The organism is Flavobacterium arsenatis (assembly GCF_031456785.1).
GTDB classification, from domain to species: domain Bacteria; phylum Bacteroidota; class Bacteroidia; order Flavobacteriales; family Flavobacteriaceae; genus Flavobacterium; species Flavobacterium arsenatis.
On sequence record NZ_JAVDVI010000016.1, the window covers coordinates 43,445 to 58,696 of the forward strand.

Here is a 15,252-nt window from a genome sequence, read left to right on the forward strand (position 1 = left end):
GATATGCTAGAAGCCTTAACCAATTTATTCTTTCCGAAAGCCTGTGTGGGTTGCGATGCATTTCTCTTGACCAATGAAATTGTTATCTGTGCCAAATGCCGACATGAAATTCCGCTGACCACACATCACCTTAATCCAGAAAATGAAGTTACAAAACAATTCTACGGTCGGATGAAAATTGAATACGGTTCCTCCTTTATGTATTTCCATAAAAAAGGCATGGTTCAGGAAATCATCCACGGCTTGAAATATCATGGCCATGAGGAAATTGGCACCTTGATTGGCAACTGGTATGCCGATGATTTAAAGAAGATTGAAATCCTGAAAACCGTTGACGAAATTATTCCGGTTCCGCTTCATCCAAGGAAACTGAAAGAAAGAGGCTTCAATCAGGTGACCACTTTTGGAAAATCGCTTTCGGAGAATCTTGCTATAGCTTATGATGAGAATTTGCTTCACAGAAATATCTATTCCAAAACACAAACCTTTAAAAACCTCATCGGAAGAACCGATAACGCTGAAGCCATCTTTGACGTTACTTTCAACGAAAACCACCACAACAAGCATTTTCTTCTGGTTGATGATGTCCTGACTTCTGGAGCAACTCTTGAAGCTTGTGGCAAGGCAATCCTTAAAATTCCGGGTGCAAAACTCAGCGTCGTAACCATGGCCTATTCCCATTCGTGAAGTATTGCTAATAAATCTCTAAAACATTTCGTTTACACTAAATATAATTGCCTACAGGAAATTCTTCACGTAGAAAATGAGTACTTTTGAGAGACTAAAGACATCAATATGAATAATGAAACTTTCGGTATAACTTTACAATATGCAGTCTGTATAAAATATAAGCTTAACAATAAAATTTCTTCAAAAAGAATTGACGAAAATTTATTAAGCAAAATATTAAAATCTAATATACTCGGAAAAATATTTAGAGGAAGAAGTCCAATCAAATATTTGGCTGATTCAAAAGATTTTACTTCTGAATTTATCACAAAAAGTCCACATAATTTTTTACTAAAAAATAACGAAACCTTATCCATAAAATCTTTTAAAGGTAATGGAAAAATGTTTGCTCCAAAAGTTGTTGGACAATCAGGTCTAAAAGTATTAAATCATTATTTCGGAGATTTGTACCCAGAAGAAATAACTCGTGATAATTTCAAACAATTTTGTCTTGAAAATGTAAATGAGATTTTACCGATTTTAATTGATTATGCTTTAGTAAGTGACTATAATTGTTATATTTATTTATTAAATGAGGAGATTAAATTTGAGATTATTAAAAGAGGAAACTTTCCAGAACTAACTTTTGAAAAAGAAAAATTCACATTTACAAAAGCAAATATATTAGAATGGAATGAATCGACAACGGTCAAATATGATGGTCAAACTGTTTTGGAAATGCAGTTACATAAAAATCGTTTTTACAAATTTAGATTACACAGTGAAAACTTTCCCCAACTTATAAAAAGAGAAATAAGAAATAATAATTCACTTCTAGGAGATACGGCTGAACTAGCAATTTGCAATGTATTTGGACTGGAATCAGGTGTTAATAATGATAGGTTATTAAACAATTCTGACAAGATAATTTTAAATGCATTTGAAAAGCATTACACATTAAAAAAACCAGTTTTGTTTCCACTAAAACCAATTAAATATTCTGGAACTGAAAAAAGAGACCGTGGTGGACATAGCAAAAGTGGGGTTGATTTTTATCTTGAAAACGATGCGACTTTATCAGTAAAAACAAATAAGTCTAAAGCTTTTAAGGTTTGTCCGCCTGAAGTTGGACAACCATCTCCAAAAACATTTGACTTATATTTTTCTAAAAAAGGCTGGTACGATGGAAATATGGACGAAGAAAAATTTAGAATTTTAGTAACTGATAAAGAAAAATTATCATTGCTGTTAAGTGAATATGTGAAATTTTTAAATGAATGTGATTATATTTTATGGTCATTATATTTAAACGAAAATGATATAAATTCAAAACTCGTTGTAAAATGTGATTTAGAAAACATTACTTTTAATCCAAACTTAATCTGTTATTCCAACGACTTTACTGATAAAAGTAGTGTAACCATTAAATATGGGGAAAACAGGTTTTCACTTGGAGAATTCCAAGTTCATTCTGCGAGAAATTCATTGAAATTTAGATTCAACATCAATAACTTATTGTCTGTTTAAAAAACAATATATATATTTGGACAAAATTGGACAAATATGGACACTACAAAACAATTATTAAGAATTGAAGATGTCGCTGTAAAGCTTAATGTATCTCAAAAGTCTGTTAGAAGATATATACATGCAGGAAAAATAAAATCAAACAAAATTGGTGGAGTTCATCGAGTTGAAGAAAGTGAATTACAATACTTTCTTAATCTTTCAGTTTATGAAAATGGAGAGATCAAAGAACTTGAATTTTCTCATCCAAAATCAACAAAAACTGATATCGTAAATTGGATTGACATTTCTGATATCTGGGACGGAACAACTCCATCAGAACTCACATCTGCAGATTTATTTTGTGGAGCAGGCGGGATGGCTAAAGGTTTTGAAATGGCGGGTTTTAATCAAGTTTGCGGTTTAGATTGGTTTAAAGAAGCGGGAATGACTTATAGAGAAAACTTTTCTCACCCATTAATTGAAGGCGATATTACTCAAAAAGAAATAAAAGAAAAATTCATAAATACAGTAAAAGAAAAGCTTAATGGAAAAAAGCTTACGGTTCTTTCGGGTGGTTTTCCATGCCAAGGTTTCAGTATGTCCGGCAACAGGATCGTTGAAGACAAAAGAAATTCTTTGTATAAAGATATGTTAGAAATTATTGAGGAATTACAACCTGAATTTATTGTTGCAGAAAACGTAAAAGGTTTACGGTCTATGTTAAAAGGCAAAGTCGAGGACAAAATAAAAGCTGATATAAGAAAACTTGGCTATGTGGTAAATGTGACTGTTTTGAATTCAGCAGATTATTATGTCCCACAAAAAAGAGAAAGAGTAATTTTTATTGCTAACAGAATTGGTAAACAAAACTATCATCCTGCCCCTCTTTTAGAATCAGATTCTTACATAACAACAAAAGAAGCTATTGAAGATTTGATAAGACTCGAAGATAATCCAAAATTTAATCACGTTAGGACTAATCATACTGATGATATGAAGGAACGATTAGCTAAAGTTCCTGAAGGGAAAAGCCTATATGACAAATATTCTGATTCATGGAAAAAATGTCCGTGGAATGAGGCAAGTTGTACAATTAAAGAAAATCATGGCGGTGTAAATATTCACCCGATAGAGCCTCGCGTTATAACAGTCAGAGAAATGGCTAGATTACAATCGTTTCCAGATAGTTTTATCTTTAAAGGGACAAAATCTAAACAAATGGTGCAAATTGGAAATGCAGTTCCGCCGTTATTGGCAAAGGCAATTGGTTTATCAATTAAACAAACTTTAAAAAAAAAATAACATAGGTTATTGGATAACTATAAATTCTGCTTTTTATGTTGAAGATTCCGTACAAGTATATTTTAATCCTTTTGGCGATTTTCGTTGTAGGTTGTGCCAAAAGAGGCAACATCACCGGTGGTCTGACCGATACGATTCCGCCCGTTCTACAACAAAGCATCCCTAAAAATTTCAGTACAGAATTTAAAGGCAACGAGGTAAGATTGGTTTTTGATGAATATGTAAAACTCAAGGACGTCAACAAGCAACTGATTGTTTCACCTCCAATGAATACGCCTCCCAACATCACCCCAACAAACGCCAGCAAATACATCACCATCAAAATAAAAGACACGCTCCAGCCCGATACTACCTACAGTTTCAACTTCGGGCAGAGTATCCAGGACAACAACGAGGGAAATATCTATCCTCAATTCAAATATGTTTTTTCAACCGGAAATTACATTGATTCATTATCTGTTAGCGGAAGAATAAGCGATGCTCTAGAGAAAAACGTAGCCAATTTTGTTACCGTGATGTTATATGAAGTAAATGAAAAATTCACCGATTCGATTGTTTACAAGGAAAAACCACGCTATGTAACCAACACACTAGACAGTGCCAAAACTTGGCAGATAGACAATATAAAAGCAGGCAAATATATGCTTGTGGCGATGAAGGACTATAACAACAACTTTATTTTTGACACTAAAAAAGACCAAATTGGTTTTTATAAAGAACACATTACAATTCCAAGTGAAGGCACCAACTACAACCTTCAGCTTTTTAATGAAGTTCCCGTTTTTAAAGGTTTAAAACCCGCTCAAGCTTCTGGAAACAGAGCAACTGTTGGTTATGAAGGAAAACCCGATAAGGCAAAATTTACGTTGAAAAACGGCAACGAAGTGATGCCAACCATCGTAACCAAATTGCCCGAGAAAGATTCGCTTCAGCTGTGGTTTCAACCCGTTAAGGCAGATTCGTTGAGTTTAGAAATCGAGAACGAAAATTTCAAGAAAGAATTTAACTTTAAAATCAAAAACCAAAAGAAAGATTCCTTGAGTTTTAATGCAAAACCCCTCGGAACACTTCATTTCAGAGACAAATTCGAAATCACATCCTCCATTCCGCTGACGAAATTCGACACCACCAAAATTACGCTCCGAAACAAGGATTCCATTATTGTTCCTTATACGACTCAATACGATGCATTCAACCAAAAATTGAAGTTCAATTTCAGGAAAGAACCGCTCGAAAAATATACGATGCTCTTGATGCCGGGTGCTTTGACTGATTTTTATGAAGCCCAAAACGACACTTTGAATTATAAATTCGGCACCAAAGACCTTTCGGACTATGCCAATCTTACTTTGAAATTAGAAAACGTCAAGAAATTTCCGATAATCGTAGAATTAACCGATGAAAAAGGAACCGTTCTAGAATCGGAATATTCTACCGATAGCAATACGATCCTTTTTAATGCTTTTCAGCCTAAGAAATTCTACATCAGAATTATTTATGACGACAACGGAAACGGCAAATGGGATCCGGGAAATTACCTTGAAAAACGACAAGGAGAAGAGGTTCTTTATTTCCCCAAAGAAATAGAAGTGAAACCAAATTGGGATTGGGAAGAAATTTTTATCCTCACCCCTGCGAGTCCTTAATTTCAAAAACATCTCTGTCGTTCAGGAAATCCAGCTTTTTTCGGGTTTCCAAAAGCTGTTGTTTGTCCAATTCAGCAATGAGGATTATTTCTTTTTCTGATGGTTCGATGACCGAATTCCCAAGAAAATCAACCACTTGCGTATGTCCGGAATAGGGATGATCGTTTCCGTCTTTGCCAATTCGGTTGACGCCAATCGTGTAGCACATGTTTTCGATGGCACGAGCTTTCAAAAGTGTGTCCCAAGCTAAAATTCTCGTTGTGGGCCAATTTGCAGCATAAATCAAAAGATCATAATCTTCGGTATTTCGGGAGAAAACCGGAAAACGCAAATCATAGCAAATCAGCGGGCAAATTTTCCAACCCTTGTATTCAACGATTAGTTTTTTGGCTCCAGCCGAATACAATTCATCTTCTCCCGCCAACGAAAACAAATGTCGCTTGTCGTAAAACTGTATTTCGCCCGACGGAAAAACAAAAACCAATCGATTATAGAATCTATCGTTTTCCTTGATGATCAAGCTTCCCGTTATAGCTGCATTTTTGGCTTTCGCCAGATGTTGGAGCCACAGAACCGATTCGCCTTTCATTGTTTCGGCAAGTGCTTCAGGATGCATCGAAAAGCCCGTCGTGAACATTTCGGGCAGGATAATCAAATCTACATCCGAAGCAATCGTATTGATTTTTTCTTCGAAATTTTTCCGATTTTGGTCTGCATCTTCCCAAATAATGTCCGTTTGAATTAAAGCTATTTTCATTTATATATTTTTTTATATAACTCCTTCAGAGTTTGAAACTCTGAAGGAGTTGATAATTATCTAATTGTAATCTCATTTTTCTTTTTCTATAACTCTGTCAGAGTTTGAAACTCTGACAGAGTTGTTAATCATCTAATCATAATTTCATCAATAAAAATAAAAGCATCGCCTCCAAAACCCTGATGTCCTTCGGGAAGCTTGCCAAAATTATAGGCTTTTACTTTAATATATCGTGCCGTGATGCTTTCCAAATCGATTTTATAATCTACAATTGCAGTATCATTGTATTTCCAATCCAGCGTGCTTTCTACCGTTTTCATCAGCTGAAAATGAATATTATCGTTTGAAACATAGTATTCCACCTTTTGCGGAAGCAAAATCCAAGAACGGGAATCCTGCAGATAAGTTGAGCTTATGGTCTTGATTTTTTGAGCTTTCTGCAAATCAACAACTGCTTCAAAATCCTGCGATTGGTAGCCTTGCCATTCGCCTTTTTGCCAGTTTTTTGCACCGTGAATTCCATCAATCAAACCTTCCGGACCGCCTGCGTGATATTGTCGGTTGTATTTTGATTTGATTTGGATCGTGTAATCGTTTGGTTTTTTGAAGAAAGTGGCGGAGATGGTGTTGCTCGTTGGTCCTTGTGCTTCTAAACTTTCAATTGTAAAAGCTTCAATTGTTGATGTTTTTGTAATCTGGATATCTTCTCCAAAAAATTGAAACGCTGGATTTTCACTCTCTTTATCAATTACTCTGTACATCACTCCTTGACCACGATAATTTCTTGCAGTTAAATTATGAAAGTCAATATGAATTGATAATTTATCTTTGAATGATTTGCTTTCTGCATTGATTACTGGAACAATAGTTACATCGAAAAAATCTTGTACTTCTGCTTTCGCCCAAACCTCCTTTAAATAACCTTTCATTCCTTTTTTAGTTATCGTAAGCGGTTCATTATTTTCAAAATTGATTTTTACTTTTTCAAAATAAGGCGTTGTTTTCGTCCATTCGGCATTTCCCGGAGTAACCGAATAAATCCCCATCGAACTCAACACATACCAAGCACTCATTTGTCCACAATCTTCGTTTCCAATCAAGCCGTCTGGAGTGTTTTTGTAGAAATTATTTAAAATATAATGTACTTTTTCGGTTGTCTTTTCTGGCTTTCCAACATAATTATACAAATACGCCATGTGATGACTTGGTTCGTTTCCGTGAGCATATTGTCCCATCAAACCAGTAACATCAACTTGTTCTCGTCCAGTAGTTTTGCTATCGGCATTGAACATTTCGTCGAGTTTGGCTTCAAATTTTTCATTTCCGCCATACGCTTCAATCATTCCGGGAATATCTTGTGGAACGAAAAAAGTATAATGCCAAGCATTTCCTTCGGTAAAATTATTGTTCACTTCCCTTGGGTCAAAAGGTTTTTCCCAACCACCGTTCTTTTTTGGTCGGATAAAACCGGTTTCCCAATCGAAGAGGTTTTTCCAATTTTGAGAACGTTTCATGAAATATTCGTAGTCGTCTTTTTTGTTTAAGATGCTTGCCATTTGTGCAATACACCAGTCGTCATAGGCATATTCAACGGTTTTTGAAACACTTTCGTGTTCATCATCGATACTGATAAAACCATTCTTTTTGTAGGCTTCCAAGCCCAAATGGTCCAACATTGCAGAATGTTTTGAAGCTTCAAACGCTTTTTCATAATCAAAGCCTTTTATTCCTTTTGCCATAGCATCGGCCATAACGGAAACCGAATGATAGCCAATCATGCAATCCGTTTCATTGGAAGCCAACTCCCAAACCGGCAATCTTCCGCCTTGTTCATATTGCATCAAAAAGGTATTGATAAAATCGGAAGTTCGCTTCTTATCAATCAAAGTATAAAGCGGATGAGCGGATCGAAACGTGTCCCAAAGCGAGAAAACCGAATAATAATCGAAGCCTTTTGCCGTATGAATTTGATTGTCGCGACCACGGTATTTTCCGTCTAAATCTTGGGCTATATTGGGTTGCATCATCGTGTGGTACAAAGCCGTGTAGAAAATTGCCAATTTATTTTTATCCGAAGAAGTGACTTCTATTTTTGATAATTCCTTGTTCCAAAGTGCTTCGGCATCTTTCTTTACTTTTTCAAAATCCCAGTGTTTGATTTCGGACATATTGAGTTTTGCTCCTTCATAAGATGTTGGTGAAAGCGATACTTTTACTAAAATTTTTTCTCCTTTTTTGACTTGTTTTGAAAAACTGATTGCTATTTCTGTTCCTTTGTATAATCCTTGTAATTTAGTATTTTCTCCTTTTATCTTTCCAACTTTGAAGGGAACACTAAATTCAATTCGAGCATAAACATACTGATTTCGAGCCCAAGCTTCACTTCTTCTTAAAACTTCAACCGTTTTATCATCTATAATTCTTACTCTACCTTCTAGTAATTTATCACGATGGTTTAAATCTAAAATAATATTAGCCTGACCCGAATTATTAAAAGTATATTCATGAAAGCCAACCCGAGTTGAAGTTGTCAGTCGGACATCAATATTGTCATCTTCTAATTTTACAGCATAAAATCCGGCGGAAGCTTTTTCATTTGTATGCGAAAATTTCGAAGAATAATCATTTTTATCCAAGGAAGGTTTTCCCATGGTTGGCATCAGCATAATATCTCCAAAATCGGTAACTCCTGTTCCATTCAAATGGGTATGCGAAAATCCGTAAATCACATTATCCGAATAATGATAGCCCGAACATCCGTCCCAACTGCCGTCAATTCTGGTATCGGGCGAAAGTTGCACCATTCCAAATGGAACCGTAGCTCCGGGAAAAGTATGCCCGTGACCACCTGTTCCAATAAGTGGATTGACGTGTTTCTGGTAGTTTTGAGCGAAATTGAAGGTTGAAATGAATAATAGTAGGAAGAAATATTTCATTCTGTTCGTTTTGTTTTTCAAATATAATGAAATCTGATTAGTAACTCCGACAGAGTTTTGAACTCTGTCGGAGTTGTTTAGCCAACAAAAAAACGCACCTGAATCAACAGATGCGTTTTAATTTTTTGCCTTATGGCTATTTTTTTGGGTTATTTGATACTTGCCACCAAATATTCTCTGTTCATTCTTGCAATATTTTCAAGTGAAATTCCTTTCGGACATTCAACTTCGCAAGCTCCAGTGTTGGTACAGTTTCCAAAACCTTCGGCATCCATCTGGTTGACCATGTTTAAAACTCTGTCAGCTGCTTCAACTTTTCCTTGAGGCAACAAAGCGAACTGCGATACTTTTGCAGAAACAAAAAGCATTGCTGATGAGTTTTTACAAGTTGCTACACAAGCTCCACAACCAATACAAGTTGCAGCATCGAATGATCGGTCAGCATCGTGCTTGTTAATTGGAATTGTATTGGCATCGATTGTGTTTCCAGAAGTGTTTACCGAAATAAAACCTCCAGCGTGTTGGATTCTATCGAAAGAACTTCTATCCACAACCAAATCCTTAATTACCGGGAACGCTTTTGCACGGAAAGGCTCGATAAAAATCGTATCGCCATCCTTGAACATTCTCATGTGCAACTGACAAGTCGTAACGCCTCTGTCTGGTCCGTGAGCTTCTCCATTGATGAAAAGCGAACACATTCCGCAGATTCCTTCGCGACAATCGTGGTCAAAAGCCACAGGATCATCTCCTTTATTAATCAAGCCCTCGTTCAAAACGTCAAGCATTTCTAGGAAGGACATATCTGGAGAAACATTGTCTATTGGATATTCAACGATTTTTCCTGTTTCTTTAGCGTTTTTCTGACGCCATATTTTGAGAGTTAATTTCATAATTTTCAGTGTTGAGAATTAAGTAATCGGTTTTCCGACCTTATATCTTATTTATAACTTCTTTGAACCAATTTCACATTATCAAAAACCAAAGGTTCCTTGTGCAATACAGCTTCGCTAGGTTTTCCTTTGTATTCCCAAGCGGCAACGTAGGCAAAATTCTCATCATCACGTTGTGCTTCTCCTTCTGGAGTTTGGTATTCCTCACGGAAATGTCCTCCACAAGATTCATTTCTATGCAATGCATCTTTTGCGAAAAGCTCTCCTAATTCAAGGAAATCGGCAACTCTCATTGCTTTTTCCAGCTCTTGATTGAAACTGTCGATTGAACCCGGAACTTTTACATCTCTGTAGAATTCCTCACGCAAAGCGGCAATTTCATCGATAGCTTCGGTCAAACCTTTTGCATTTCGAGCCATACCCACTTTGTCCCACATGATTTTACCTAATTTCTTGTGGAAATGGTCAACAGAATGTGTTCCGTTATTGTTGATGAACTTGTTCAATTGTTCTCTAACATTGTTTTCAGCTTCTACGAATTCTGGCAAATCTGTAGAAATTGTTCCAGTTTTGATATCTGGAGCCAAATAATCTCCAATCGTGTAAGGCAGTACGAAATATCCGTCGGCCAAACCTTGCATCAAGGCAGAGGCTCCTAATCTATTTGCTCCGTGATCAGAGAAATTAGATTCTCCAATTGAGAAACAACCTGGAATTGTAGTCATCAAATTATAATCTACCCAAGTTCCACCCATTGTATAGTGAACCGCTGGATAAATCATCATCGGAGTTTCATAAGGATTCTCGTCAACGATTTTCTCATACATTTGGAACAAGTTACCGTATTTATTGGCCACCACTTCTGTTCCTAATTTCTTAACCAGTTTCATATCATTTTCATCCAAATGCTTGATTCTGGCTTGGTCTTTTCCGTATCTTTCGATTGCTGCAGCAAAGTCCAAATAAACAGCTTCTCCTGTTTTATTTACACCAAAACCTGCATCACATCTTTCTTTTGCAGCACGGGAAGCGATATCACGAGGCACCAAGTTTCCAAAAGATGGATATCTTCTTTCCAAGTAATAATCTCTTTCGTTTTCAGCTAAATCCGTAGGTTTCTTTTTTCCTTCACGGATGGCTTTTGCATCTTCCAATGATTTTGGAACCCAAATTCTACCGTCATTTCTCAACGATTCTGACATCAACGTCAATTTTGACTGGTGATCTCCTGAAACCGGAATACAAGTTGGGTGAATTTGTGTGTAACAAGGATTTGCAAAAAAAGCTCCTTTTTTATGTATTTTCCAAGCTGCAGTCGCATTACTTCCCATTGCGTTTGTAGAAAGGAAAAACACGTTTCCGTATCCTCCAGAAGCAATAACAACCGCGTGAGCTGAATGTCTTTCAATTTCTCCAGTAACCAAATTACGAGCGATAATTCCTCTAGCTTTTCCGTTTACGATTACTAAATCTAGCATTTCGTGACGGTTGTGCATTTTGATTTTTCCACGACCGATTTGACGGTTCATGGCAGAATAAGCTCCTAATAATAATTGCTGTCCTGTTTGTCCTTTTGCATAGAATGTTCTAGAAACTAAAGTTCCTCCAAAAGAACGGTTGTCTAAAAGTCCGCCATATTCACGAGCCAACGGAACACCTTGTGCCACACATTGGTCGATGATATTTGCAGAAACTTCCGCCAGACGGTGAACATTTGCTTCACGAGCACGGTAGTCACCACCTTTTACAGTATCATAAAACAAACGGAAGGTTGAATCTCCGTCTCCTTGATAGTTTTTTGCAGCATTTATACCTCCTTGAGCTGCAATCGAGTGGGCTCTTCGAGGTGAATCTTGAAAGCAAAATGCTTTTACATTGTAACCTAATTCAGCTAAAGTTGCAGCGGCAGAACCACCGGCAAGTCCCGTTCCAACAACGATAATGTCAATATTACGTTTGTTGGCAGGGTTCACTAAATTAATATGATTTTTATAATCTGTCCATTTGTCCGAAATTGGACCTGCAGGAATTTTTGAATCTAAACTCATGATTGTATACTATATTATTTAGCAAAAAAGTGAATATAAACTGGAATGATCGCGAATAAAAGTGGCACTATGATAGCAAAACCTTTTCCGAAACCTCTAATCAGTCCGTTGTATTTTGGATTGTTAGCACCCAAAGATTGGAAGGCACTTGCAAAACCGTGTAGCAAGTGAAATGCTAAAACGAACATTGCAATTACGTAAGCGATTGTAGCAATCAAACCGTATTTTGCATCTTGAAAAAAGGCAAAAGTGATTTTGTGTAGATCTTTATAACCCTCTTTAAATTTTACTTTTGCGTTTGCATCATGGAACTCGGTTCTGTTTTTAATAACAATCATTCCTTGTTCTACTTGAGTTTTTGGCAAATAACCTCCGTCAGTTGTCAAATAAAAATCTTGTTTCATTCCTCCATTATCAATTTCAATCGTCTGCAAAGGCATGCTTTCATCAAAATGCATTTTGGCCCAAAAGTTTACCATGTGTGTCACGATAAAAACCAAGATCAATGTTCCTAAAACCGCCATGTTTCTTGATGCCCAAGCCGAATTAGCCGAAGCATTTTCCTTCGCATACTTGATTGGTCGTGCTCTTTGGTTTTGAACCGTTAGCAAAATACCATCAATTGCATGAAAAAGAATTGAAATATAGGTAACATAAGATAATAATTTAACCGCCGGATTGGTGGTCATAAACAATGCATACTGGTTGAATTGTAGTGCATTTCCGAAAATAAGCTGTAAGTTTCCGGCCAAGTGGCCCGCTAAAAACAAGCATAAAAATAAACCCGTTAGAGCCATCCAATACTTTTTAGCTAGAGATGACTTTAAGATTGCAGATTTTGCCATAATTGTTGTTTGTGTGTTTAAAAAAGTACACAAAAATAACGCATATTCAAAATAACTACAACCTTTTCGACTTATTTATAATCAGTATAAAGTGTTTATAGTTTGCAGTAAATCAGGGATAAAATTTTATTCTGCATAATTAATTTGAAATTAAACTTTTAATGCCGAAAAAAATAGGCCGAAACGAGGTTTTAAATTGCTAAAAAAATATTTTTAAATTAGTAGGTTTTAGTCACATCTTCATCTACAACAATAATAAAATCAGCTAATTTGAGGTTTTCTTTTTCCAATTTTGAAACCTCTTTTTGCGACACAGTAGCAATGGTCATAATCTTTAGAGCAGGTTTTTCTTTTTTCAAATACCAATTTATGCCTTCAAAATTATCACTGTGATAGGTTCCGTTATAATGCACAAAAACCGAATTTGGTTGAACATTTTGCAAAATAAAATAACCCATTGTTGCATCTTTGATGGCTTGTGCTTTCGGCAGATTTTCATTGGCGTGATCACCCATCATTTCGAGCATTTTCACATAACCTGGAAGATTTTTATCATAAGCAATAGGCAACGGAGCCATCCAAGATTTTTCTTCTGGAGTTAATTTATCTAACGCTTCAAAACCTTGTTTATACACCAAACTTGCATAACGTCTTGGAACATTTGTAGCAATGAAATCAAATTTTTTCTCTTTTGCAAAATCCACCAAAGGCTTATAATCGGTTTTATGATTGTTCCAAAGTCGGGCCAAAGTATCGAATTGTTTCTGGTTGATTTCATCTTTTAGATATTGATTCAATTGCTTTTGATTATCAGCTTCAATCATTTCTGCACCTAAAACCAGTTGCTTTTTTTCAGCCAAATCTTTTGTAAGTTCCAGTTGCAACCAATGGATGATGGAATTATCGTGGTGTTCTCCAAACAAAACCACTTCTGAACTTTCAGCTTTTTGCAACATTTTTGAATAGGAAGTTTTCTTTCCGTTTATATCAAAAATCTGATAGGCTAATTTATCTTGTGCAAGAGCATTTATCGAGATCACAAATACAAAGAGAGAGAAAATATTCTTCATTTCAAAAGTTTTAAAGTGGTGCTAAATTAATATAAAATAAGAGCTTGCCCAACTAAAATTATGGATTTCATAATTTAGAATATACTTTTTTCTAAATTCAATAAAAATGAAAATATGGCGTTATTTCTAAATTAAAAAGGATGCTTTTTTAGCTTGATAGTCCTAATTTTAGCATCCGAAAATTTACCCTAAAATGAGAACAGGAATTGATGCCCTTGCTTTTGACGTTTCCAAAATACATTTATCCATTCAAACTTTGGCGAAAGCCCGAAACATCGAACCCGAAAAACTCGAAAAAGGTTTGGGATTGATCAACATGACCTTGCCGGATGTGCATCAGGACACGGTAGTTTTAGGTGCCAATGCCCTAACAAAACTTATCCTAGAAAACGACATCGACTTGAGCGAAATCTCGAGAATCTACGTCGGAACCGAAAGCGGAATCGATAATTCAAAACCAATCGCTTCCTTTTTAATTGCCTTGATGGAACAGAAATTCGGCGAAAATATCCTTGCCGAATGTGATGCTGTAGATTTTACTTTCGCCTGTATTGGTGGTGTTGATGCATTGCAAAACTGTCTTGATTTCGTGCGATTGTACCCTGATAAAAAAGCGATTGTCGTAACGACAGATATTGCAAAATATGACTTGAATTCTACCGGAGAATATACCCAAGGTGCTGGAGCTTTGGCAATGCTAATCAGTTCCAACCCGAGAATCATAGCTTTTGATAATCAATGGACCGTTAGCACAAAAGGCGTTTTCGACTTTTTTAAACCCTATCGTCACGTTACAAAAGAAGAAATTACAGGGGATTCCAACAATGAACCTTGGTTTGAAAACTTGGAAAGCGAAATTGAAATCCACAAAGACCAGCCTGTTTTTGACGGTCAGTATTCCAACCAATGCTATACTGACAGAACTAGAGATGCTTATTTTTCGTTGAAAGATTTAAAAAACACCGAAGATTCCCTCTACCATTCATGGGAAAACATCATCATGCACCTTCCCTATGCGTTTCAAGGCCGAAGAATGCTTCCCGAAATTTATGCTTTGGATGCCCATAAAAAAATACTTTCGGGAGATGAAGATGCTGTGGAATATCAAAACAAACTGAAAGAACTCAGCAAATCTGACGTCTATAAAACATTCGTTCATAAAAAACTCCAACCTGCGGAAATTGCCTCGTCCTTGATTGGAAATTTATATACTGGTTCAATTTTTATGGGATTGCTTTCGACTTTGGCTAATGCTTCGGAGAAAAATATTGAACTCGAAGGCAAAAAGATTGGTTTCCTTGCTTATGGTAGTGGTTCAAAATCAAAGGTGTTTGAAGGTGTTGTGCAGCTTGACTGGAAATTGGCTGTAGCCAAAGTTCAACTCTTTGAAAACTTAAATAAAAGTGTCGAAATTGATTTTGAAACCTATGAAAAACTGCACAAAAAAGAATTAAAAATCTCCGTCCTGCAACCAAAACAAGAATGGATTTTAGACCGAATTGAAAAAGAAATCCCGAATCTGATTGGTGCGAGATATTATAAATGGGTGGAGTAACAGCTCTTTCGTTTGAAATTTT

At 36.1% G+C, this 15,252-nt stretch carries 11 protein-coding genes; 5 read left to right on the forward strand and 6 right to left on the reverse strand.

The features are described from left to right. Nucleotides 1–3: 3 nt before the first annotated feature. The 4 genes from J2X31_RS15505 to J2X31_RS15520 all read left to right on the forward strand — a co-directional run bounded on the left by J2X31_RS15505 (nucleotide 4) and on the right by J2X31_RS15520 (nucleotide 5,126). Nucleotides 4–687 (forward strand): ComF family protein, encoded by a 684-nt coding sequence (locus J2X31_RS15505; RefSeq protein ID WP_310027903.1) that lies wholly within the window; start codon nucleotides 4–6, stop codon nucleotides 685–687. Nucleotides 688–795: 108 nt separating this feature from the next. After that, nucleotides 796–2,196, forward strand: a complete 1,401-nt coding sequence (locus J2X31_RS15510) for a hypothetical protein (protein WP_310027904.1) — start codon at nucleotides 796–798, stop codon at nucleotides 2,194–2,196. Nucleotides 2,197–2,232: 36 nt separating this feature from the next. Next, nucleotides 2,233–3,480 (forward strand): DNA cytosine methyltransferase, encoded by a 1,248-nt coding sequence (locus J2X31_RS15515; protein ID WP_310027905.1) that lies wholly within the window; start codon nucleotides 2,233–2,235, stop codon nucleotides 3,478–3,480. Between the two features lie 35 nt (nucleotides 3,481–3,515). After that, complete coding sequence (locus J2X31_RS15520) at nucleotides 3,516–5,126, forward strand: Ig-like domain-containing domain (RefSeq protein WP_310027907.1); 1,611 nt, start codon at nucleotides 3,516–3,518, stop codon at nucleotides 5,124–5,126. Here the strand turns inward: J2X31_RS15520 and J2X31_RS15525 are convergent. From J2X31_RS15525 to J2X31_RS15550, 6 genes are all read right to left on the reverse strand, one after another. Continuing rightward, nucleotides 5,107–5,883, reverse strand: coding sequence for an amidohydrolase (locus tag J2X31_RS15525; protein ID WP_310027908.1), 777 nt, complete (start codon nucleotides 5,881–5,883; stop codon nucleotides 5,107–5,109). The genes J2X31_RS15520 and J2X31_RS15525 overlap by 20 nt on opposite strands. A 128-nt stretch (nucleotides 5,884–6,011) precedes the next feature. Then, nucleotides 6,012–8,819 carry a GH92 family glycosyl hydrolase gene (locus J2X31_RS15530; RefSeq protein ID WP_310027909.1) on the reverse strand — a complete coding sequence of 936 codons (2,808 nt, stop codon included), beginning with the start codon at nucleotides 8,817–8,819 and terminating at the stop codon, nucleotides 6,012–6,014. 149 nt (nucleotides 8,820–8,968) lie between these two features. Beyond that, nucleotides 8,969–9,712, reverse strand: a complete 744-nt coding sequence (locus tag J2X31_RS15535) for a succinate dehydrogenase/fumarate reductase iron-sulfur subunit (RefSeq protein ID WP_026706032.1) — start codon at nucleotides 9,710–9,712, stop codon at nucleotides 8,969–8,971. 47 nt (nucleotides 9,713–9,759) lie between these two features. Further along, the gene (locus J2X31_RS15540) at nucleotides 9,760–11,760 is read right to left on the reverse strand and encodes a fumarate reductase/succinate dehydrogenase flavoprotein subunit (RefSeq protein WP_310027910.1); all 2,001 of its coding nucleotides are present in this window, start codon (nucleotides 11,758–11,760) and stop codon (nucleotides 9,760–9,762) included. Nucleotides 11,761–11,774: 14 nt separating this feature from the next. Further along, nucleotides 11,775–12,605, reverse strand: a complete 831-nt coding sequence (locus tag J2X31_RS15545; RefSeq protein ID WP_310027911.1) for a succinate dehydrogenase cytochrome b subunit — start codon at nucleotides 12,603–12,605, stop codon at nucleotides 11,775–11,777. A gap of 218 nt (nucleotides 12,606–12,823) precedes the next feature. Then, a complete protein-coding gene (locus tag J2X31_RS15550; protein WP_310027913.1) occupies nucleotides 12,824–13,675 on the reverse strand; it encodes a ChaN family lipoprotein in 852 nt (283 codons plus the stop codon). A gap of 193 nt (nucleotides 13,676–13,868) precedes the next feature. Here J2X31_RS15550 and J2X31_RS15555 point away from each other — a divergent pair, with 193 nt between their 5' ends. Then, complete coding sequence (locus J2X31_RS15555) at nucleotides 13,869–15,230, forward strand: hydroxymethylglutaryl-CoA synthase family protein (RefSeq protein ID WP_310027915.1); 1,362 nt, start codon at nucleotides 13,869–13,871, stop codon at nucleotides 15,228–15,230. Nucleotides 15,231–15,252 lie beyond the last annotated feature (22 nt).